Genomic DNA, 19,581 nt, shown 5'->3' on the forward strand with positions numbered 1-19,581 from the left:
CGATGCGCAGGCGGCGTACCGTCGCTCCATGCCCGCGCGCATGGCGCCGGTCGAGGTCGAGGACACCGCGGTCGCGACGCCGGACCCGCCCGCGGCGCCCTCGTGGGTGCGGCGGCACGCGGTGGCGTGCGCGCTGGCCGCGGCGGCGGTCGTGGCGCTGGTCGTGGGAGTCCAGCACACGCTGACGCGGCACGACGACGCGCGCCAGGCGCGGCTCGACGCCGTGCCCGGGATCATGGCGCCGGTCGAGGGCGGTCTGCACCTCGGGATGACGGTCCCGCTCGACGACACCGACCTCGCGTGGACGCGGCCGGTCGACGGGGTCGTCATCGACGGGCGCGTGCAGGGCACCGCGTTCGCGCTGCACGGTGTCGACACCGCGACGGGCCGTGAGCTGTGGTCCACGCCCGTGCGGCGGTCCGACGAGGGCTCGACGTGGACCTCGTGCTTCCCGGTCGGTGACGTCGGCGTATGCACGTCCGGCAAGAACACCGGGCTGTGGGCGTCGCAGGAGCCGGACCACGACCTGTGGGTGCTCGACCCGCGCTCCGGCGAGGTCCTCGCGACCCGATCGGTGCCGGCGCTCGCAACGGTCACGGCGGCACCCGCGGCCGCTGACGGGACGCCCGCACGGCTCGTCGTCGCGTCGCCGCAGGGGTCGTCCTGGCGCGTGCGCGCGTCCGACCCGGTGACCGACGCCGCCGCGTGGACGTTCGACACCCCCTCCGACGTGTCGACCGCGTCGGTGCGTCCCGCGCAGCTCTCGGTGCAGGGCGGCCGCACGCTGCTCGGCGTCCCGGGGCACGTCTGGGTGCTGGGCCCGGACGGGCGCCCGCTGGCCGATCGTTCCGCACGGCCCGAGACGGCGTGGGCGTGGCTGCGCGCGGGCGCCGCGACGGGCTGGTGGTACCCGCAGGACGGCACGCAGGCGGGCATGCTGCTCCTGCCCGGCGGTGGCGCGCTGCCGACGACCGAGGACGCCCCGAATCTCACGGTCGACGACGGCTCCGTGCCCGGCACCGTGCTCACGGCTCGGGCGTCGCACGACGACCAGACGATCGTCGCGCGCTCCGCGACCGACGGCCACGTCCTGTGGCGCTCCACCGAGCCGACGACCACGCAGGTGCTGCTCGACGACCGCCTCTACCTCGGCACGCGCACGGGCGTCGTCGCTCTCGACGCGCGGACGGGGCGGGTGCTGTGGCGCAGCGACGGGCAGGCGGTGCAGGGGATGTCCACCGACGGGCACGTGCTGGTGGTGACGCGCGCGCCCGCGACGGTGCAGGCGCTGCGGCTGCGCGACGGCGGCATGGTGTGGACCCAGGACGTGCGCGACCTGCTCCCGGCCGACGTCCACGTCACCTCGGTGGGGATCGACCGGTCGGCGGGGCACGTGGTGGTGTGGCTGGTCGACGGGTCCGCGGTGACGCTGCGATGAGCCGTCGGACGAGCTGCCGTGCGGGCGCCGTCGGATGAGCGCCGCGACGCGCGAGGTCGCGCTCGACGAGACGTCGGCTCCCCCGCCGCCGCAGCGCCCCGGGTGGCTGCGCCGGCACGGTGTCGCGATGGCCGTCGCGGTCGTGGCCCTCGCCGTCGCGGCGCTCGTCCTCCAGGGGCGCACGGACGCCGCCGAGCGACGGCGCGTCGCGGCGCTGGCCGACGTGCCCGGCGTCCTCGCGCCCGTGGGCGACGACCTGCGCGCCCGGTGGCGCACCGGTGTCGCCGCGGGGGCGCACGTGCTGGGCACCCCCGTGGACGGGGTCCTGGTGCAGGGCACGGACGACGACGACGGGTACGTCCTGCAGGGCCGCGACACCAGCACGGGGAGGCTGCTGTGGACCACCCCGGTCGAGGCGCCGCTGGCCCAGCACCTGCTGACGTGGTGCGTGCCCGTCGGGGCGGTCGCCGCGTGCCAGGCGGTGCCGGACGCGCCGGTCGACGCCGTCGCGGTGGCGCGCCGCGCGCTGTGGACGGTCGACCCGCGCACAGGTGCGGTGCTCGTGGAGCGCTCGCTGCGCTCGGACGCGCAGGTGCTCGCGCTGCCGGGTCGGCTCGTCGTCGCCGAGGGCGGCCCGGGTCGCACCTGGACGGTCCGATCGCTGGACCCGCGCACGGGCGACGCCCGCTGGACGTACCGCACGCCGCAGCCCGGCTCGCCGGACGCGACCGCCCCTCAGGTCCTCGACGCGGGAGACGGCCGGACGCTGTTCGCCTACGACGGCAGCGGGCTCGTGCTCGACACCCGCGGCGTGCCGGGCCCGTCCGTGCAGGTCACCGACGTGACGTGGTGGTCGGCGCTCCGCGCGGGCGCGGTCACGGCACGTTCGTACGGCCCGCGCGGGGACCTTCAGGGCCGCATCCTCCTGCGCGACGGACGCGTGGTCCGGTCGGGTGACGAGCCGCTGCGGATCGCGGTGGACGACGGCTCCGTGCCCGACGAGCTGTTCACCGACGACGCGGCCGCGGGCGAGCTCGTCGCGCGGTCCGCGACCGACGGCACGGAGCTGTGGCGCGCTCGCGTGGCGCCCACCGCGAACCTGCTGCTGGACGGACGGCTGTACGTCGGGACCGCGAGCGCGGTCGTCGCTCTCGACGCGCGCACGGGTGACGAGCTGTGGCGCCGGCCCGTCGCGGGCGGGGTCGACGAGGTCTCGTCGGACGGGCGCGTGCTCGTGGTGCTGCACGGGACGGCGCGGGCGGACGCGTTCGCCCTGGCAGGCGGGGCGCCGCGCTGGTCGACGGACCTCGCAGCCGCCGCGGAGGTGGCCACCGGGGACGTCGCGCGCACCATGTTCGCGGCCGGGCGGATCTTCGTCCGCACGCACGACGACGTCGCGATCGCCCTCGGCTGACCCGCCGACCGTCGGGCCCAGGCCTCGCGCGAGCGACCGCGGAGAGGTCCAGAGGCGTCGTGGTTCCCAGATGGCGGCACGCAACCTGTGAAGTTCGTGCCGGTCGACGTCGTTCTCAACGAATATGCAAACCTGCAGGTCAGAGCGGCAGGACGCCGGCTCGGACAACCCGCCGCGCAACCGGCGGTCTACTCTCCGGCCGTCACAGGTTTCATTGACACACTTTTGGGCCTTATGTACCTTTTGGCCACCGCCATGGTCGACGGCAACGCAGCGTCGGTCCACGAGCCATCCGGACGACCGAGCCGCCGCCAATCCAGTGAACGTCGAAGCGTGCTCGTGCCAATGGGGCCTGCGGGACAGCCGCGTCTGCTTGGCGCTGTGGGGGGCCTCCTTCGCCGCGGCAGTCGCGATCGTCGCGCGCGATCTCGGTCTCGACCCGAGTCGCGTGGGCGCTGCCGCCTGGCAGGAGACCGGAGCGCTCCGCGAACGCATGAAGGGACCAGCTGATTTCAGCCTTGGGCGCTGGCGTGTGCGACCGGTTCTAGTGGCGTAGGAGGTCCAGCGCCGTTTGCGCTGCAGCGCATGCGTCGGCGAGCTGGCCGTTCTTGCCGGCTGTCGCCTGCGCGGAGATGACCGTCGACTTGTCGGTTGACCATGCCATCACCGTGCACCTGGCACCTGCTTCGGCCGCGTTCGATTGGAACTCGAATGCGTCCTGGCCGAGCTCCGGGACATCGGTGACGGTGTTGCCCTTGGCTGCCTGGCTTCGCAGGTTGGTCAGAGAACCGCTCGTGTAGGTCGATAGAGCGACCGCGGCACCGTCGATGGAGGGGCCGTCCTGGGTGTAGACGCACGAGTCGTCGGTAACGAGCCGGTTCTGAACCCAGGTTGCTGCGAGGGCTTCCGAGACGACTTGGGCCTCCGGGCAGATTGCGTCCATACCTGTCGACTCGCCGTGCGGGGTGGCGTTCGGTGAGGGGGCCTGGGTGGTCGCCGTGTCTGTGGGAAGGAGTGCCACGTGGAACGTGCCGCTCGTCAGGTGCTGCATGCTGTCGGCTCCCCACAGGAGCTTCGCTGCCGTGCGGACCGACCCGTCGGTGGAGTAGTTGGCCTGACCGTACGTGTGTGAGTCGTCGGCGTAGTAGGCCCGCAACCCCTGTGCCTCGAGGGACGTCTCGACGTCGCGGACGGTGTCGTACGACCAGTCGATCCAGTAGAAGTCGGCGTAATCGCCGCCCGGGCCGGTGACCTGCACCACGCACTGCGGCTTGCTCGGGAACGTGTAAGCGGCTGCGGCGATGGCGCTGTCGACGTCTCCGAGGTCGGCGGTCCCGGGTAGCCGCTTCATCGTGCCGATGGTGCCGGAGAGCACGTCACACCGGTCTGACACACCACTGCTGCCGGTCACCGCTGACCCGCCCTGGCTGCACGCGCCGAGCAACACAACCATGACCACAACTGCGACCGCCATCTTCATGGCGCCACCCTAGGGGTGCGACCAGAGCACCCGCGGGTGAATGTTCAGCACCGCCGCGCACCCGTGCGGGCGGCTGATCAGCCACCCGGTCGCGTAGAGCTCGTCGGTTCGGCCGTCTTGGCGAGTGCGCCTCTTCGTCCACGGCGGCGCTCAGCGCAGCTCGTCGAGCGTTGGGACAGCCGGCACAGGCGTGGTTGCGCGGGCGGCTGCTTCGAGCGCGTTCCCGATCCAGTTGTCGGCGTCATAGTCGGTGCTGGCCACCAGCTCGACGGCGTAACCGCGCGCCGCCGCGGCCGCGCGCATCGTCGCCAGGAGCGCGGCCTCGGACTCGCCCTCGGCTGACCGGTTCGACCCTCTAGTCTCTGCGCTCGTGGCGATGCGCGCGGTGGAGCTCGACGAGACGGGACCGGGACCGGGACCCGGCAGCGAACCCGCGTCCGCCGAGCGAAGGCCCCGCGGCCGGCGCCGCTGGTGGCTGCCGGGCGCTGCCGTCGTCGCGGTCGGCGCGCTGCTCGTCGGCGGCCAGGCCTGGCTGAACGCGCGCCACGACGCGTGGGAGGCCCGGTTCCAGCGCGTTCCAGGGGTCGTCCCCTCGCTCACCGACCACCCCCGCGTCCTGTGGACCGTGAAGGGCTCGACGCGCTGGAGCAGCCACCAGGTCGGTCCGTACCTGCTCGCGGGCGACGTCGCCGAGGACGGGCTCTCGTACACGATCCGGGCGACCGATCGCCTCACGGGCGTCGCCGCGTGGACCGTGCACCACACGCTCCCCTCGAAGGCCGAGGCCCCCGAGGGCGCGGTGCGGTGCCGGGCCGTCCGCGACGGCCGCAGCGCGCTCTGCGACGTGTCGGGGTTCGGCGACGGGGTCAGCCTCGACGGCACCGTCCACGCGCGCGTCGTCGTGCTCGACACCGCCGACGGCCACGTGCACGACGAGTGGGACGCCGACTGGTCGCAGTGGGAGGTCGACGGCGACCGCGTGCTCGCCGCATCCGGCACGACGACCGGCGGGACGGAGCGGTGGGACGTGCGCGAGCTGAGGCTCGACGGGAGCACCGCGTGGACCGTGCAGCTGCCGGAGGTCGCGCACGTGCCGTCGACGACGTACGCGGACGGCTCGCAGCGGTCGGTGCCGACGGGCATCGACGTGGCCGGGCCCACGGTCGTCGCCTCGGCCGGCGGACACGTCTGGAAGGTCGGACCCGACGGCGCGCACGAGATCGCGCGCGCCGGGCTCGACGACCAGGTCCAGCTGGGACGCGGTGGCGTCGTCTCGATCGCGCACTTCGTCTACACGCCCGTGAAGGAGGGCGGCACGACGTACATGACGGCCGAGGAGACCTCGAGCCGCCTCGTCACGCTCGACGGCCGGATCAGCACGAGCCACGTCGACCCGATCACGGCCTCGGTCGACGACGGCAGCGCACCCGACGTCACCTTCGCGCTCAGCCGCGACGCTGACGGGCAACGGCTCGTCGCGCTCGACTCCCGGACCGGCAAGCAGCTCTGGAGCGAGAGCGACGGCACGGGCGAGGTCATCCTGCTCGGGGGACGCGCCTGCACGGCCGCGAACAGCGAGGTCCGCTGCCGCGACGCACGCACGGGCGAGATGGTGTGGCGCACGCCCACGACCCCCACGTACCCCGGCCTGGCCACCGACGGCCACGTCGTCTACGCACTGGACGGCGACGACCAGGACCACCCCACCGCGACCGCCTTCGACCTCGAGACCGGTGCGGCGTCGGCGCCGATAGACCTGCCCGGCACCGACAGCGGGATCACCTCGTACTGGCCGGGCGACGGGATGCTGCAGGGCAGCAACGACGACGGGACCGAGCTCCGCGTCGTCCGCTGACCGCCTCGCGAGGGCGCGGCGGGGTAGCGTCCCCAGGATGGGGATGCAGCGGGTCGAGCTGGTCGAGGACGGCGACGTCCGGCCGGTGCGCAGCGCGGCCCCGCATACCGACCAGCAGCCCGACCACCCCGCCACGCCGTCGCGCCGCAGGCGACCGCGCCGCCGCACGTGGCTCGCCACCACCGCGCTCGCACTCGCCGCGGCGCTCGCGCTCGGGACCCAGTCCGTCCTCGACGCACGCGAGCGCGATCACGCCGCACGCCTCGCGGCGATCGACGACGTCATCCTCCCGTTGCCCGAGCACCCCACGGTCCGATGGGAGATGGAGACCGACGGCCCCGACGGCTGGGCCGACGGCTGGTCGTACGGGACGCAGGCCGGCGACCACGTGGTGACGGCCGTCGTGCACGACCGCCGCTACGACGTCCGGGCCTGGACGCGCGAGACGCGCTCGCAGGTGTGGCGCGCGTCAGGCGATCTGACGGTCGACCTGGGCGGCCGGGAGCCGCACGCGTCGTGCCGGTCGCTGCCCGGGGCGGGGGCGGTGGCGTGCGTGCTCGAGAACGAGATCGGGTTCGGCGCGGCGACGCGTGACGCGCAGGTCGTCGTGCTGGACGCCCGCAGGGGCGACGTGCGCGCCACGTGGACCACGCGGTGGGACGGCTGGGACGTGACCGACGACGAGATCGTCGGCGCCACGGCCACGCGCGCGACCGGCTCCGTGACGTGGTCGGTCGCCCGCACGGACCTCGCCGGGCACCGCACCTCGACCGCCACCGTCGGCCCGATCCCCCTGCTCGACGCGGGTTCGACCGAGAAGGACGACACCGCCTACCTCGGCCCGGGCCCGAGCTTCGCGGTGTCCGGTGACACGGTCGCGCTGGCCGACGAGGGGCAGGCGTGGGTCGTGACCGGCGGCACCGCCCGCCGCGTGCCCGACGTGTCGTACCGCGCGTGGGTGGGTGCTACGAGGGGCGGGGCCGTCGAGGTCCAGCCGATCGACGCGAGCACGCAGTCCTGGAGCCCGCGGCTGGTGCTCGCGAGCGGGAAGACGCTGACGCCCGCGGGCGACCCGATCAGAATGGTCGTGGACGACGACAGCGAGCCGGACCTGGTGCTCCTGACGACGTACGAGGGCTCGAAGGTCCAGGCGATCGACGCCCGGACGGGCGACGTGCGCTGGACCGGACCGGCGGCGGGCTGGGGCTCGGTCGTCCTGGACGGCTACCTCTACACGTGGGGCGACGCCGCACTGCACGCCGTCGACCTGCGCGACGGCTCGCAGGTGTGGACGCAGCCGTACCCGGGCGGGGACGCGATGCTGTTCACCGACGGCCGCGAGCTGTACGCGCAGCGCGGTGCGCAGATCTACGCGTACGACCTGCGCACGGGCCGGCCGGGCACGACCCGCGTCCTGGACCGGGTCCCCGGCGCGGGGGACGACACGTACGTCTCGCCCTGGCTCGGACTGCTCATGACGCCGTCCGACGGCGACGGCGACACGTCCGTGATCGGCTGAGCGGCCACCCGATCGGCCCACAGTGTGACCGAGGTCATGGCGCCCGTGTGGCATCATGGCAGCACGACCGAGGAGGGCCGGGCCGCTCGCGGCACCGCCTCCTCGTTCCGTGTCAGTGAAGACACTGCACACCTTTCACGACGGATCGTCCGGCACGTACCTGCCGGTGAAGGGATCGGTATCACCATGGCTACGGTCACGTTCGACCACGCGACCCGGGTCTACCCGGGCACGGAGCGCCCCGCGGTGGACGCGCTCAACCTGCACATCGAGGACGGCGAGTTCCTCGTCCTCGTCGGCCCCTCGGGCTGCGGCAAGTCGACCTCCCTGCGCATGCTCGCGGGACTCGAGGACGTCAACGCGGGCCGCATCCTCATCGGCGACCGGGACGTCACGGACGTCCAGCCGAAGGACCGCGACATCGCGATGGTCTTCCAGAACTACGCGCTGTACCCGCACATGACGGTCGCCGACAACATGGGCTTCGCGCTCAAGATCGCCGGCACGCCGAAGGCGGACATCCGCAAGCGCGTGGAGGAGGCCGCCCAGATCCTCGACCTCACCCAGTACCTCGACCGCAAGCCGAAGGCCCTCTCGGGTGGCCAGCGCCAGCGCGTCGCGATGGGCCGCGCGATCGTGCGTCAGCCCCAGGTGTTCCTCATGGACGAGCCGCTGTCGAACCTCGACGCCAAGCTCCGCGTCCAGACGCGCACCCAGATCGCGTCGCTGCAGCGCCGCCTCGGCGTCACGACGGTCTACGTCACGCACGACCAGACCGAGGCCCTCACGATGGGCGACCGCATCGCGGTCCTCAAGGACGGCCTCCTGCAGCAGGTCGGCACGCCGCGCGAGATGTACGACGCCCCGCAGAACGTCTTCGTCGCCGGCTTCATCGGCTCGCCGGCCATGAACATCGGCACGTTCCCGGTGCTCGACGGCCACGCCAGCCTGGGCCGCGCGCGCGTGGCGGTGGACCGCGCCGTCATCGGCCAGTTCACGGAGGACGACAAGAACCACATCACGATCGGCTTCCGCCCCGAGGCCCTCGACGTGGTCCCCGGTGGCACGCCGGACGCCATCCCGGTCGTCGTCAACATCGTCGAGGAGCTGGGCTCCGACGCGTTCGTGTACGGCTCGCTGACCAACGAGTTCGGCGCCGCCTCGGCGGTCCACTCGGGCGCGGGCGACGCGCAGGTCATCGTGCGCGTCGACCCCCGCCAGGTTCCCGCCAAGGGCGAGACCATCGGCGTGCGCATCCGTCCCGGCGAGCAGCACCTGTTCCACGCCGGCTCGGGCGAGCGCTTCTGACGTCCTGAGCTCCGGACACAGCCAGCCACGAGGGCGGGGTCGCGACGAGCGGCCCCGCCCTCGTGCGTTTGCGAGGATGACCCCATGAGCCCGACGCCCCAGCGGCTGCAGATCACCGCGGCGAACCCGGACCCGGCGCTGCTCGACCTGCCGTGGGACGTGCCGCTCGAGCAGTGGCCCGCGGAGACGCTGGCCGCGCTGCCCCGCGGCATCTCCCGCCACATCGTGCGGTTCGCGCGCCTGTCCGGCCGCGTCATCGCGATCAAGGAGATCGGCGAGACGGTCGCGTACCGCGAGTACGAGCTGCTGCGCCAGCTGGGCCGCCTCGACGTGCCGTCGGTCGAGCCGGTCGGCGTGATCACGGGCCGGCGCGACCCCGACGGCGAGCCGCTCGAGGCGGTGCTCATCACGCAGCACCTGCAGTTCTCGCTCCCCTACCGCTCGCTGTTCAGCCAGTCGCTGCGCCCCGACACGGCCACACGCCTCATCGACGCGCTCGCGGTGCTGCTGGTGCGCCTGCACCTCGTCGGCTTCTACTGGGGCGACGTGTCGCTGTCCAACACGCTCTTCCGCCGCGACGCGGAGACGTTCGCGGCCTACCTCGTCGACGCGGAGACGGGCGACCTGCACGACCGGCTGTCCGACGGGCAGCGCGCGTACGACCTCGACGTCGCGCGCGTCAACATCATCGGCGAGCTGATGGACCTGCAGGCGGGCGAGTTCCTGGACGACGAGGTCGACGCGGTCGCGATCGGCGACGCGCTGGCCGAGCGCTACACGGACCTGTGGCGGGCCCTCACCGAGGTCGAGTCGTTCGGGTACGGCGAGCGCTGGCGCGTGCAGGCGCGCATCGACCGGCTCAACGACCTGGGCTTCGACGTCGGCGAGCTCGACATCATGACGGACGTCGACGGCACGACCGTGCGCATCCAGCCGAAGGTCGTCGACGCCGGCCACCACTCGCGTCGGCTCATGCGCCTGACCGGGTTGGACGTGGGCGAGAACCAGGCGCGCCGCCTGCTCAACGACCTCGACGAGTACCGTGCCGCGACGGACCGCCAGGCGGAGGACGAGGCGTTCGTCGCGCACGACTGGCTGACCGAGGTGTTCGAGCCCGCCGTGCGCCGCGTGCCCAAGGAGCTGCGCAAGAAGCTCGAGCCGGCGCAGATCTACCACGAGCTGCTCGACCACCGCTGGTACCTGTCCCAGCAGCAGCGCCGCGACGTCCCGATGAAGGAGGCCGCGAAGAGCTACGTCAAGAACATCCTGCCCGGGCGCCCCGACGAGCAGTCGATCCTCGGTGTGCAGGCGAGCGACCTGCGCGAGACCGACGTCATCCCCCGCGTCGACGACGAGATCATCGGCTGACGCGCGGCGTCACGCCCACTCGAGCAGCGGCTCGCCCGCGGCGACCTCGTCGCCCGCACGCGCGAGCAGCGTGAGCGCCGCACCGCCCGCGTCGAGCGCGACCACCGGGCACACGGCCGACCGGCCGCCCGCGACGACCGCGGCGGGGTCCCACGTCACGACGACCTGCCCCGCGCGCACGCGCGCACCTTCGGTGACGTGGAGCGTGAACCCCTCGCCGCCGAGCTGGACCGTGTCGATCCCGAGGTGCACGAGCACCCCGCGGTTGTCCGCGGTCTCGACGACGAACGCGTGCGGGTGCATCTTCACGACGGTCCCCTCGACGGGTGCGACCACCTGAGCGTGCTCCGCGCCCGACGGGTCGATCGCGACGCCCGGGCCGACGAGCTCCGCCGAGAAGACGGGGTCGGGCACCTCGCCGAGCGCGACCACGAGGCCCGCCGCGGGCGAGAGCACGGTGAGTGCGCTCATCGCAGGTCCTCGATGTCGGACGCCAGCGTGTCGGCCTCCGGACCGACGATCACCTGGACCGCGACCCCCGAGCGCACCACGGCGATCGCGCCGGCTGCCCGCAGGCCCGCCTCGTCCACGAGGCCCGGGTCCTCGACCTCCACCCGCAGCCGCGTGATGCACGGCTCGAGGTCGACGACGTTCGCGTCGCCCCCGAGTGCGGCGAGGATCTTCTCGGCCTTGCCCATCGTTGCTCCTCTCGTCCCTGCCGGCAGTCGGTCGGCCGCAGGGTCACATCAGGTCGTCGAGGTCGGTGGCGATGAGGTCGACGTGGGGTCCCACGACGACCTGCACCACGCGGCCCGAGATCATCACGCCGAACGCTCCCGCGGCCCGCAGGCCGGTCACGTCGACGAGGCCGGCGTCCCGCACGAGGGAACGCAGCCTGGTGGTGCAGGGCTCGATCTCGTCGATGTTGTCGACTCCTCCGAGCGCGGCGAGGATCGCCTCCGCCTGCTGCCTGCTGTCCGGCGTCATCGCCGACCTCCTCCGGTCGTCACCGCGGCGCCCGGGGCGAGGGGTGCCGGGGCGGGCTGGTCGTCGGTCTCCGCGGGCGCGGGCTGCGCGTCGCGGTCGTCGTGGTGCGCGTCGTCGTGGGGCGCGGCCTCGTCGGCCGCGCGTCGGCGTGGGACGAGCGCGGGGCGTGGGGCCCGCAGCGGCACCCAGACCGTGTAGCGGTCGGGGCGGTAGCAGGCGCGCGAGAACATCACGGCCCCGGCGGCGGCGTACGTACGCCGCTCGGCGCGGAGCACGGCGCGCGAGCGCGTCAGTCCGAGCAGCCCCGCCTCGGCGTCGGTCGCATCCCCCGCGGACAGCGTGTCCTCGCCCCACTCGGGCGCCAGACCCTGCTCGCGCAGTCGCTCGTACACGCTCGTCGGCGCACCGTCGTCGAACAGCGCCGGGGCGAGCGACGCGGGGATCCACGCCTGCTCGATGCAGATCGGGACGTCGTCGGCGCTGCGCACGCGGTAGAGGAAGTGCACCTCGTCGTCCGGCTCGATCTCGAGCGCCGCGGCGACGTCGGGCGTCGCGCCCACGGTCCGCGCGGCGAGGATCTCGGTCCCGGGCTCGAGGCCGCGGCGGCGCATCTCCTCGCCGAACGTGGTCAGGCGCATCTCGAAGTCCATGCGCTGGGGCGCGACGAACGTGCCGCGGCCCTGCTCACGGACCAGGACGCCCTCGGTGACCAGGGCGTCGACCGCCTGGCGCACCGTCATCCGCGAGAGACCGAACTGCTGGGTCAGCGCCCGCTCGGACGGGATCGCGTCGCCCACGGAGAGCTCCTGCGCGACCATGCGCGCCAGGTGGTCCCGCACGGTCAGGTACTTGTGGGCGGCGTGCGCGTCCTGCAGCTCGTGCTCCACGCGGCCACCTCCTCGTCGACTCGTGGCCCGCTCCTGGCCTGCTCGTTCGCAGGTGGCAGGGTGTGACCCTTGACACATGATGAGGTCTAGACCACTCTGTGCGCAACTGGTCCAGACCAGAAGCCGAGTACATCCAGACGTTCGGACGGTACCGCGCCGGCTCTCCCCCCGGACGGCGCCACCACCCACCAGACGAGGAGTGCCATGACCGCCACCGTCGAGGAGACGACGTCCCGCCGGGGGTTCCCCGGCCTCGCACAGCTCCAGCGCATCGGGCGCTCGCTGATGCTTCCCATCGCGTCCCTGCCCGCCGCCGCGCTGCTGCTGCGGCTGGGTCAGCCCGACACGCTCGGGGCCGACGGCCTTGGCAAGCACGCCTCGTGGCTGCTGCCCGTCGCCGACGTGCTCGGCGCGGCCGGCAACGCGCTGTTCAAGTACCTGCCCCTGCTGTTCGCGGTCGGCGTCGCGGTCGGTTTCGCTCGCAAGTCCGACGGTTCCACGGGCCTCGCAGCCGTCGTCGGCTACCTCGTGTTCACAGGCGTCACCGACGCGCTGTCGCCCTACGTGCTGGGCAAGCCGGCCGAGGGCGAGACGCAGGAGCTGATCAACTACGGCGTCCTCGGCGGCATCGTGATCGGCCTGGTCACCGCGCTGCTGTTCCAGAGGTACTACCGGATCAAGCTGCCCGCCTATCTCGCGTTCTTCGGCGGCCGGCGCTTCGTGCCCATCGTCACGGCCGGGGTCTCGGTGCTCATCGCCGTGCTCGCCGCGCTCATCTACCCCGCGTTCAACTCCGGCTTCAACGCCGTCGGCGACTGGGTGACCGGCTCCGGCCCGCTCGGTGCGTTCGTGTACGGCACGCTCAACCGCCTGCTGGTCCCGCTCGGCCTGCACCACATCCTCAACTCGCTGCCGTGGTTCCAGTTCGGCACGTACACCTCGGCGAGCGGCACGGTCGCGCACGGCGACATCAACCGCTTCCTCCTGGGCGACCCCACGGCCGGCACGTTCATGACCGGCTTCTTCCCGATCATGATGTTCGCCCTCCCGGCGGCCGCCCTCGCGATCGTGCACACCTCCAAGGCGAAGAACCGCAAGGTCGTCGCGGGCATCATGGGCTCGGCCGCGCTGGTCTCGTTCGTCACGGGGGTCACCGAGCCGCTCGAGTTCGCGTTCGTGTACGTCGCCTACCCGCTGTACGCGATCCACGCGGTGCTCACCGGCACGGCGATGGCGCTCACCAACGCGCTCGGCATCCGCGACGGGTTCGGGTTCTCCGCAGGTGCGATCGACTACCTGCTGAACTTCCGGATCGCGGAGCAGCCGGTGCTGCTGCTGCTCGTCGGGCTCGGGTACGGGGTCATCTACTACTTCCTGTTCCGGTTCGTCATCACCCGATGGAACCTGCGCACCCCGGGTCGCGAGGACGACGACGCGGTCGGCGCGGTCGACCCGTTCGCCGACGAGGCGGACCGCCCCAAGTCCCGCGAGCGCGCGGCGCAGCCGGTCACGACGGGCGAGGGCGCCTGATGCCCGCGGCCGTCGCGGCCCGCGGCGTCGGGGTCAGCCCTGGCCGGCGCGTCGGGCCGGTGGTGCGGATGCCCGAGCGGCGTCCCGCCCCCGCGCCCGAGCCTGCCGACGAGGGCACCGACCTCGACGTCGCGGCCGCGGCGGTCGACACCGCGGCCGCGCAGGTCAGGGACGACCTGGCCGCCGCCGCGGAGCACACCACCGGCGCGGTGGCGGAGATCCTCGCGACGACCGCCGCGATCGCCGCCGACCCGGTCCTCGTGGCCGAGGCGCGCCGGCGCGTGCTCGAGACCCGCGCCACCCCTGCGCGGGCCGTGTGGGACGCGGCGGAGCTGGTGTCCTCGCAGCTGCGCGCGCTGGGCGGCGTGTTCGCCGAGCGCACCACCGACGTCGACGACGTGCGCGACCGCATGGTCGCCGCGATCCTCGGCGAGCGGGCTCCCGGCGTGCCGCACCCCGGGCACCCGTACGTGCTCGTCGCACGCGACCTGTCCCCCGCCGACGCCGCGCGCCTGCCGTCCGACGTCGTCGCGGTCGTCACGTCCGGCGGCGGTCCCACGTCGCACACGGCGATCCTCGCTCGCTCTCTCGGGCTGCCGTGCGTCGTCGCAGCGCCCGTCGCCGACGAGCTGCGCGACGGCGACGTCGTCCTCGTCGACGGTGCTGTCGGCGACGTGGTGGTCGACCCTGCCGAGGACGTCGTCGTCCCGGTCGCGCGGCGTCTGCCCGCCTCCCTGTCCGGCCCGGGCCGCACCGCCGACGGGCACGCGGTCCACCTGCTCGCGAACGTGGGCGACGCCGCCCAGTCGCGTGCCGCGCGGGAGGCCGGCGCGGAGGGCATCGGGCTCTACCGCACCGAGCTCGCGTTCCTGGGCCGGACCACGGCGCCGACGACCGAGGAGCAGGTCGCCACCTACCGCGCGGTGCTCGCGCCGTTCGCGGGCAGCCGCGTCGTCGTGCGCACGCTCGACGCCGGCGCGGACAAGCCGCTCCCGTTCGTCACGGCCGACGACGAGCCGAACCCGGCCCTCGGCGTCCGCGGCCTGCGCACGTCGTGGCGCCACCCCGGCGTGCTCGACGACCAGCTCGCGGCGATCGCCGAGGCGGCACGCGCCGAGTCGGCGCGGGTGTGGGTCATGGCGCCGATGGTCGCGACTGCCGCCGAGGCCGCCGACTTCGTGGCTCGGTGCGCCGCGCACGGCCTGCCTCAGGCGGGCGTCATGATCGAGGTGCCGGCCGCCGCCCTGCGCGCGGGGCAGCTGCTCGCGCACGCACGGTTCGCGAGCCTCGGCACCAACGACCTCACGCAGTACGCGATGGCCGCGGACCGCGAGCTCGCCCCCCTTGCGGCTCTGTCCACGGCATGGCAGCCCGGCGTGCTCGACCTCATCGCGTCCGCGTGCGCCGGTGGGCGGGTCGCGGAGCGGCCGGTGGGCGTGTGCGGCGAGGCCGCGGCCGACCCGGCGCTGGCCGTCGTGCTCGTCGGGCTCGGAGCCTCGTCGCTGTCGATGACGGCGCGCGCGCTGCCTGAGGTGGGCGCCGTGCTCGCGTCCGTGACGCTCGACCGATGCCGTGAGCTCGCCGCGCTGGCGCTCGCGCAGGACGACGCGCGCACCGCGCAGCTCGCCGTGCGCGAGGCCCTGCCCGTCCTCGCCGACCTGGGCCTCTGACTCGCCGCAACTCCCCGGGACCAATGGTCTAGACCATTGCCCGATCCGTCGCTAGCCTCGACTCGCCCCACCCCTGTAGGAGGAACCCGTGCAGCGCTCCGTCGTCGTCTCCCTCGCCGACGGGCTCCACGCCCGCCCCGCCGCGCAGTTCGTCGCGGCCGCCGCGCGTCAGCCCGTCGCCGTGTCGATCACCAAGGACGGCTCGGCCCCCGCGGCCACCAGCTCGATCCTCGCGATCATGACCCTGGGCGTGCGCCAGGGCGACGAGGTGCTGCTGACCGCGGACGACGAGGGCCCCGCGGGCACCGCCGCGCTCGACGAGCTCGAGGCTTTGCTCCACGAGCAGGGCTGAGCCAACTCGGCACCGTCAGCGCTCTGTTCCACGATCTCGAGCGCTCTTGTTCACAATCTCGAGCGCGTCGACGAGACAGGGAACGAGGTCACGCCCGCTGGCGGGCCACCTCGTACAGCGCGATGCCCGCGGCGACGCCGGCGTTGAGCGACTCGACCGCCGACGCGATCGGGATCGACGCGATCGCGTCGCACTGCTCGCGCACGAGCCGCGAGAGCCCCTTGCCCTCCGAGCCGACCACCAGCACCAGCGGGTCGGTCGCGTACGGCAGCTCGGCGATCGCGACGTCGCCGCCGCCGTCGAGCCCGACGACGAACACACCGGCCTTCTTCAGGTCCGTGAGCGTGCGCGACAGGTTGGTCACGCGCGCCACGGGCACGCGGGCCGCGGCACCGGCCGATACCTTCCACGCGGACGCGGTGACACCCGCGGCGCGGCGCTCCGGGATGAGCACGCCGTGTGCCCCGAACGCGCCCGCGGATCGGAGCACCGCACCGAGGTTGCGGGGGTCGGTGACGCCGTCGAGCGCGACGACGAGCGGCGCGGTGCCGGCCTCCTCGGCGATGTCGAGCAGGTCCTCGTCGTCGATGTACGGGTACGGCGGCACCTGGATCGCGACGCCCTGGTGCACCGAGCCGTCGGTGAGGCGGTCGAGCTCGGTGCGGGACACCTCGAGCAGCGGGTAGCCGGCGTCGGCGGCGGTGGAGATGATCTCGCGCGTGCGGTCGTCGGCCTCGAGCTTGGCCGCGAGGTACACGGTGCTCACGGGGATGCCTGCGCGCAGCGCCTCGACCACGGAGTTGCGGCCCGAGACGATCTCGTGGGTCGACGACGTGCGGCCACCGCGCTTGCCGGCCGCCGAACGCGACGCGGATGCCGCCGGGCGACCGCCACGCGTGGCGTTGGCACGGCGCTCGGCCGCGGCCTTGCGCTTGCCGGCCGGGTGGTACGAGCGGTCCTCGGCCTTCGGCGTCGGGCCCTTGCCCTCGAGCGACTTGCGCCCGTGCCCGCCCGTGCCGACCTTCGCGCCCTTCTTCGAGCCTGCGTTGCGGGTCGCGCCTCGGCGCGATGAGTTGCCGGCCATGAGCCTCTTCCTTCGGTGTCCTGCGAGCTTGTGGTGCTGTGGTGTGGTGCGGTCAGGCGAGCGACCAGCGCGCGCCGGTGGGCGAGTCCTCGACGACGACGCCCGCGGCGGCGAGCCGGTCGCGGATCGCGTCGGACGTCGCGAAGTCCCGTGCGGCGCGGGCCGCGGCGCGGGCCCCGAGCTCGGAGCCGACGATCGACGCGAGCGCGCGCTCGTACCGGGCGTCGCCGCCCGAGCGGGACCACTGCGCGCCGGCGGGGTCGAGCCCGAGCACGTCGAGCATCGCGCGGAGCGCGACCATCTCGGCACGGACCGCGTCGAGGTCGTCGGCCGCGATCGCGGTGTTCCCGGCGCGCAGGTGCTCGTGCACCACCGCGAGCGCCGCGGGGACGTTGAGGTCGTCGTCCATCGCGGCGACGAACTCCGCGGGGAGCTCGACCTTCGCCACCTCGTCGTCGTCCGCCGCGCCCACGCGCTCCGCGGCCCGCTCGACGAACCCGGCGAGCCGGTCCCACGTGGCCTCGGCCTCGACGAGGGTCGCGTCGCTCCACTCGAGCATCGAGCGGTACTGCACCGCGGTCATCGCGTAGCGCAGCACCGCGGGCCGGGTGCTGCGCAGCACCTCGGTGACCAGCAGCCCGTTGCCGAGCGACTTGCTCATCTTGGCGCCGCCCTGCGTGACCCAGCCGTTGTGCAGCCAGTAGTGCGCGAAGGCGTACCCGGCGGCGCGCGACTGCGCCTGCTCATTCTCGTGGTGCGGGAAGCGCAGGTCCAGGCCGCCGCCGTGGATGTCGAAGGCGTCGCCGAGGTATCGCTGAGCCATCGCGGAGCACTCGAGGTGCCAGCCCGGCCGGCCGCGGCCGTAGGGGGTCTCCCACGCGGCGGTCGACGGCTCGGTGGGCTTGGCCGCCTTCCAGAGGGCGAAGTCGCGGGCGTCGCGCTTGTCGTCGCCCGCCGGCGCGTCGTCGGGTGCGGGGACCATGTCCTCGACGCGCTGGTTGGTGAGCGAGCCGTACTGCTCCCACGAGCGGACGTCGAAGTACACGTCTCCGGTGTCGGCCGCGTAGGCGTGGCCGCGCTCGACGAGCCGCTCCATGAGCTCGACCATCGCGGGCACGTGACCCGTGGCGCGCGGCTCGTAGGACGGCGGCAGCACGCCCACCGCGTCGTACGCGGCGGTGAACGCCCGCTCGTTCGCCTGGGCCCATGCCCACCACGGCTCGTCGGCCGCAGCGGCCTTGGCCAGGATCTTGTCGTCGATGTCCGTCACGTTGCGGACGAGCGTCACGCGGTACCCGGTGCGGGTGAGCCAGCGAACCAGCACGTCGAAGGCGACGGCCGAGCGCAGGTGGCCGATGTGCGGGGGCGCCTGCACGGTCGCACCGCACAGGTAGATGCCGACCTGTCCCGCCACCAGCGGGACGAAGTCGCGCACCTCGCGCGTGGCGGTGTCGAACAGTCGCAGGGTCACCGGCACAGGCTACCGGTCGGGCGTACGGACGACCGGTGCCCGACGACGCTGCTCGGCTACTGCTCGTCGTCCTGGAAGTCCTCGTCCGGCGCGAGCCGCGCACCCCACCTGTCAGCAAGCACCTGCAACGGCGCCAGCGCCCGCTCCCACGACTCCTGCGTCGCATCCACCGCCTCGATCAACAACGCCCGCAACGACCCCTCGTGCACCACCGGATCGATCGACGCCACACCATCGACGTGCGCCACCTGACGCCCCGCCAACAACGCCGCCGCACCCACCCGGTCACCATGCTCGTCATCGATGAACCCGCCCGCGCTCAACGCCGCCGCCACCTCATCAGCCGGCAGGACACTCAGCAACCACGGCTCGTCATCCAGACCCAGCGCCGGACCCTTCGCGAACGTGAACTCCCCCCCAAAACCCGACTCGACGACCGGCCCCGACGCCGACCCGGACTCCGACTCCGACTCCGACTCCGACTCCGACTCCGACCAGCGCAGCACCGGCGACCCCGCCACCACCTCCGGCACCGGCGGCAGCTCCACACCCAGATACCCCGCCAGCACCGAACCCGAACGCACCTGCTCCACAGAACGCAACTCCGGCGGCAAATGGAACTCGAGCAACCAGTCTTTCAGGCGAGTGGGCGAGCGACGGTCGTCCAGCTCGGTCAGATCCCCTGCCGATCGAGCGAACCTCATCAGCGGTTCGAGATCGGCATGGAAGGTCAGCGTCTTGCCGCGCCACCGGTACGTGTGCCCGGGCAGGAACACCACCGTCGCCTGATCGTCCATCTCCCGCGGGCCCCTCGGCGGCTGCAGGTACATCCCCCACTCAGCACCCGGCACCAGCCGCGCCAGCACCAGCTTCACGTAGTGCATCAACCGGTCACCAGCCACATGCGACTGACGCGCCAGCTCCCCCGCACGCGTCCGATCGGGACGCGCCAACTCTGGCCCCAGCGACGGCACCAACCCATCGGTCAACCCGTCGAAGTCCCGGAACGCCAGCTCCACATACCACTGCCACATCGCATCCAACGACGCGACCGAAGCATCCATCTGCTCCAACGGACCACCCGTCGAAGCCATCCACCCCGCCAGCTCCCGCAAGTAGTACGGCTCCCGAGCCACCACGTGCTCGAGATACTCCACCGCCTGCCCACGCGACAGGTCACAGAACTGAAGGATCACGACGGCAGGTGTACCACGCGGC

General features: G+C 73.3%; 18 protein-coding genes. 9 read left to right on the forward strand and 9 right to left on the reverse strand.

Going from position 1 to position 19,581, the window contains the following annotated elements; genetic code table 11:
* Positions 1-28 precede the first annotated feature (28 nt).
* Both AW16_RS0112165 and AW16_RS0112170 read left to right on the forward strand, forming a co-directional pair.
* A complete protein-coding gene (locus tag AW16_RS0112165; protein WP_029290745.1) occupies positions 29-1,438 on the forward strand; it encodes a PQQ-binding-like beta-propeller repeat protein in 1,410 nt (469 codons plus the stop codon).
* Positions 1,439-1,472: 34 nt separating this feature from the next.
* Positions 1,473-2,852 carry a PQQ-binding-like beta-propeller repeat protein gene (locus tag AW16_RS0112170; RefSeq protein ID WP_029290747.1) on the forward strand — a complete coding sequence of 460 codons (1,380 nt, stop codon included), beginning with the start codon at positions 1,473-1,475 and terminating at the stop codon, positions 2,850-2,852.
* A 544-nt stretch (positions 2,853-3,396) separates the two neighbouring features.
* Here the strand turns inward: AW16_RS0112170 and AW16_RS0112175 are convergent.
* Together AW16_RS0112175 and AW16_RS18450 are read right to left on the reverse strand one after the other, a co-directional pair.
* Entirely contained in the window at positions 3,397-4,332 is a 936-nt protein-coding gene (locus AW16_RS0112175; protein ID WP_029290749.1) for a hypothetical protein, read from the reverse strand.
* A gap of 150 nt (positions 4,333-4,482) precedes the next feature.
* Complete coding sequence (locus AW16_RS18450; RefSeq protein WP_156044159.1) at positions 4,483-4,635, reverse strand: hypothetical protein; 153 nt, start codon at positions 4,633-4,635, stop codon at positions 4,483-4,485.
* A gap of 67 nt (positions 4,636-4,702) precedes the next feature.
* Here AW16_RS18450 and AW16_RS17205 point away from each other — a divergent pair, with 67 nt between their 5' ends.
* The 4 genes from AW16_RS17205 to AW16_RS0112200 all read left to right on the forward strand — a co-directional run bounded on the left by AW16_RS17205 (position 4,703) and on the right by AW16_RS0112200 (position 10,382).
* Positions 4,703-6,187 (forward strand): hypothetical protein, encoded by a 1,485-nt coding sequence (locus tag AW16_RS17205; protein WP_034649015.1) that lies wholly within the window; start codon positions 4,703-4,705, stop codon positions 6,185-6,187.
* Positions 6,188-6,224: 37 nt separating this feature from the next.
* A complete protein-coding gene (locus tag AW16_RS0112190) occupies positions 6,225-7,706 on the forward strand; it encodes a PQQ-binding-like beta-propeller repeat protein (protein WP_081861640.1) in 1,482 nt (493 codons plus the stop codon).
* A 186-nt stretch (positions 7,707-7,892) separates the two neighbouring features.
* The gene (locus AW16_RS0112195; RefSeq protein ID WP_029290752.1) at positions 7,893-9,014 is read left to right on the forward strand and encodes an ABC transporter ATP-binding protein; all 1,122 of its coding nucleotides are present in this window, start codon (positions 7,893-7,895) and stop codon (positions 9,012-9,014) included.
* 84 nt (positions 9,015-9,098) lie between these two features.
* Positions 9,099-10,382: a DUF4032 domain-containing protein gene (locus AW16_RS0112200; protein WP_029290754.1), complete on the forward strand. Its 1,284-nt coding sequence runs from the start codon at positions 9,099-9,101 to the stop codon at positions 10,380-10,382.
* A gap of 9 nt (positions 10,383-10,391) precedes the next feature.
* Here AW16_RS0112200 and AW16_RS0112205 read toward each other — a convergent pair whose 3' ends face one another.
* From AW16_RS0112205 to AW16_RS0112220, 4 genes are read right to left on the reverse strand one after another with little or no spacing between them, the layout of a single operon-like run.
* Positions 10,392-10,853 (reverse strand): PTS glucose transporter subunit IIA, encoded by a 462-nt coding sequence (locus AW16_RS0112205; RefSeq protein ID WP_029290755.1) that lies wholly within the window; start codon positions 10,851-10,853, stop codon positions 10,392-10,394.
* Positions 10,850-11,080 carry a PTS transporter subunit EIIB gene (locus tag AW16_RS0112210; RefSeq protein WP_029290757.1) on the reverse strand — a complete coding sequence of 77 codons (231 nt, stop codon included), beginning with the start codon at positions 11,078-11,080 and terminating at the stop codon, positions 10,850-10,852. The genes AW16_RS0112205 and AW16_RS0112210 overlap by 4 nt, the downstream gene beginning before the upstream one ends.
* Positions 11,081-11,123: 43 nt before the next feature.
* The gene (locus AW16_RS0112215) at positions 11,124-11,369 is read right to left on the reverse strand and encodes a glucose PTS transporter subunit EIIB (protein ID WP_029290759.1); all 246 of its coding nucleotides are present in this window, start codon (positions 11,367-11,369) and stop codon (positions 11,124-11,126) included.
* The gene (locus AW16_RS0112220) at positions 11,366-12,256 is read right to left on the reverse strand and encodes a GntR family transcriptional regulator (RefSeq protein ID WP_231496036.1); all 891 of its coding nucleotides are present in this window, start codon (positions 12,254-12,256) and stop codon (positions 11,366-11,368) included. The genes AW16_RS0112215 and AW16_RS0112220 overlap by 4 nt, the downstream gene beginning before the upstream one ends.
* Before the next feature lie 204 nt (positions 12,257-12,460).
* On the opposite strand from AW16_RS0112220, the gene AW16_RS0112225 reads away from it, so the two are divergent.
* From AW16_RS0112225 to AW16_RS0112235, 3 genes are all read left to right on the forward strand, one after another.
* Positions 12,461-13,786, forward strand: coding sequence for a PTS transporter subunit EIIC (locus AW16_RS0112225; protein ID WP_029290762.1), 1,326 nt, complete (start codon positions 12,461-12,463; stop codon positions 13,784-13,786).
* Complete coding sequence (locus AW16_RS0112230) at positions 13,786-15,456, forward strand: putative PEP-binding protein (protein ID WP_029290764.1); 1,671 nt, start codon at positions 13,786-13,788, stop codon at positions 15,454-15,456. The genes AW16_RS0112225 and AW16_RS0112230 overlap by 1 nt, the downstream gene beginning before the upstream one ends.
* An 88-nt stretch (positions 15,457-15,544) precedes the next feature.
* Positions 15,545-15,808, forward strand: a complete 264-nt coding sequence (locus tag AW16_RS0112235) for an HPr family phosphocarrier protein (RefSeq protein WP_029290766.1) — start codon at positions 15,545-15,547, stop codon at positions 15,806-15,808.
* Positions 15,809-15,896: 88 nt separating this feature from the next.
* Here AW16_RS0112235 and rlmB read toward each other — a convergent pair whose 3' ends face one another.
* From rlmB to AW16_RS18455, 3 genes are read right to left on the reverse strand one after another with little or no spacing between them, the layout of a single operon-like run.
* The gene (rlmB, locus tag AW16_RS0112240) at positions 15,897-16,892 is read right to left on the reverse strand and encodes a 23S rRNA (guanosine(2251)-2'-O)-methyltransferase RlmB (protein ID WP_029290767.1); all 996 of its coding nucleotides are present in this window, start codon (positions 16,890-16,892) and stop codon (positions 15,897-15,899) included.
* A gap of 52 nt (positions 16,893-16,944) precedes the next feature.
* Positions 16,945-18,363: a cysteine--tRNA ligase gene (gene cysS, locus AW16_RS0112245; protein WP_029290769.1), complete on the reverse strand. Its 1,419-nt coding sequence runs from the start codon at positions 18,361-18,363 to the stop codon at positions 16,945-16,947.
* A 56-nt stretch (positions 18,364-18,419) separates the two neighbouring features.
* A complete protein-coding gene (locus tag AW16_RS18455) occupies positions 18,420-19,559 on the reverse strand; it encodes a hypothetical protein (protein WP_029290771.1) in 1,140 nt (379 codons plus the stop codon).
* Positions 19,560-19,581 lie beyond the last annotated feature (22 nt).

It is taken from the genome of Cellulomonas sp. HZM (assembly GCF_000708885.1).
GTDB lineage: Bacteria > Actinomycetota > Actinomycetes > Actinomycetales > Cellulomonadaceae > Cellulomonas.

Coding starts and splice junctions, on each gene's coding strand:
- AW16_RS0112200 (WP_029290754.1), top strand. CDS start 9,099: ATGAGCCCGACGCCCCAGCGGCTGCAGATCACCGCGGCGAACCCGGAC.
- AW16_RS0112175 (WP_029290749.1), bottom strand. CDS start 4,332: ATGAAGATGGCGGTCGCAGTTGTGGTCATGGTTGTGTTGCTCGGCGCG.
- AW16_RS0112210 (WP_029290757.1), bottom strand. CDS start 11,080: ATGGGCAAGGCCGAGAAGATCCTCGCCGCACTCGGGGGCGACGCGAAC.
- AW16_RS18450 (WP_156044159.1), bottom strand. CDS start 4,635: ATGCGCGCGGCCGCGGCGGCGCGCGGTTACGCCGTCGAGCTGGTGGCC.
- AW16_RS0112165 (WP_029290745.1), top strand. CDS start 29: ATGCCCGCGCGCATGGCGCCGGTCGAGGTCGAGGACACCGCGGTCGCG.
- AW16_RS0112195 (WP_029290752.1), top strand. CDS start 7,893: ATGGCTACGGTCACGTTCGACCACGCGACCCGGGTCTACCCGGGCACG.
- AW16_RS0112190 (WP_081861640.1), top strand. CDS start 6,225: ATGGGGATGCAGCGGGTCGAGCTGGTCGAGGACGGCGACGTCCGGCCG.
- AW16_RS0112215 (WP_029290759.1), bottom strand. CDS start 11,369: ATGACGCCGGACAGCAGGCAGCAGGCGGAGGCGATCCTCGCCGCGCTC.
- AW16_RS0112225 (WP_029290762.1), top strand. CDS start 12,461: ATGACCGCCACCGTCGAGGAGACGACGTCCCGCCGGGGGTTCCCCGGC.
- AW16_RS0112170 (WP_029290747.1), top strand. CDS start 1,473: ATGAGCGCCGCGACGCGCGAGGTCGCGCTCGACGAGACGTCGGCTCCC.
- AW16_RS0112230 (WP_029290764.1), top strand. CDS start 13,786: ATGCCCGCGGCCGTCGCGGCCCGCGGCGTCGGGGTCAGCCCTGGCCGG.
- rlmB (WP_029290767.1), bottom strand. CDS start 16,892: ATGGCCGGCAACTCATCGCGCCGAGGCGCGACCCGCAACGCAGGCTCG.
- AW16_RS0112205 (WP_029290755.1), bottom strand. CDS start 10,853: ATGAGCGCACTCACCGTGCTCTCGCCCGCGGCGGGCCTCGTGGTCGCG.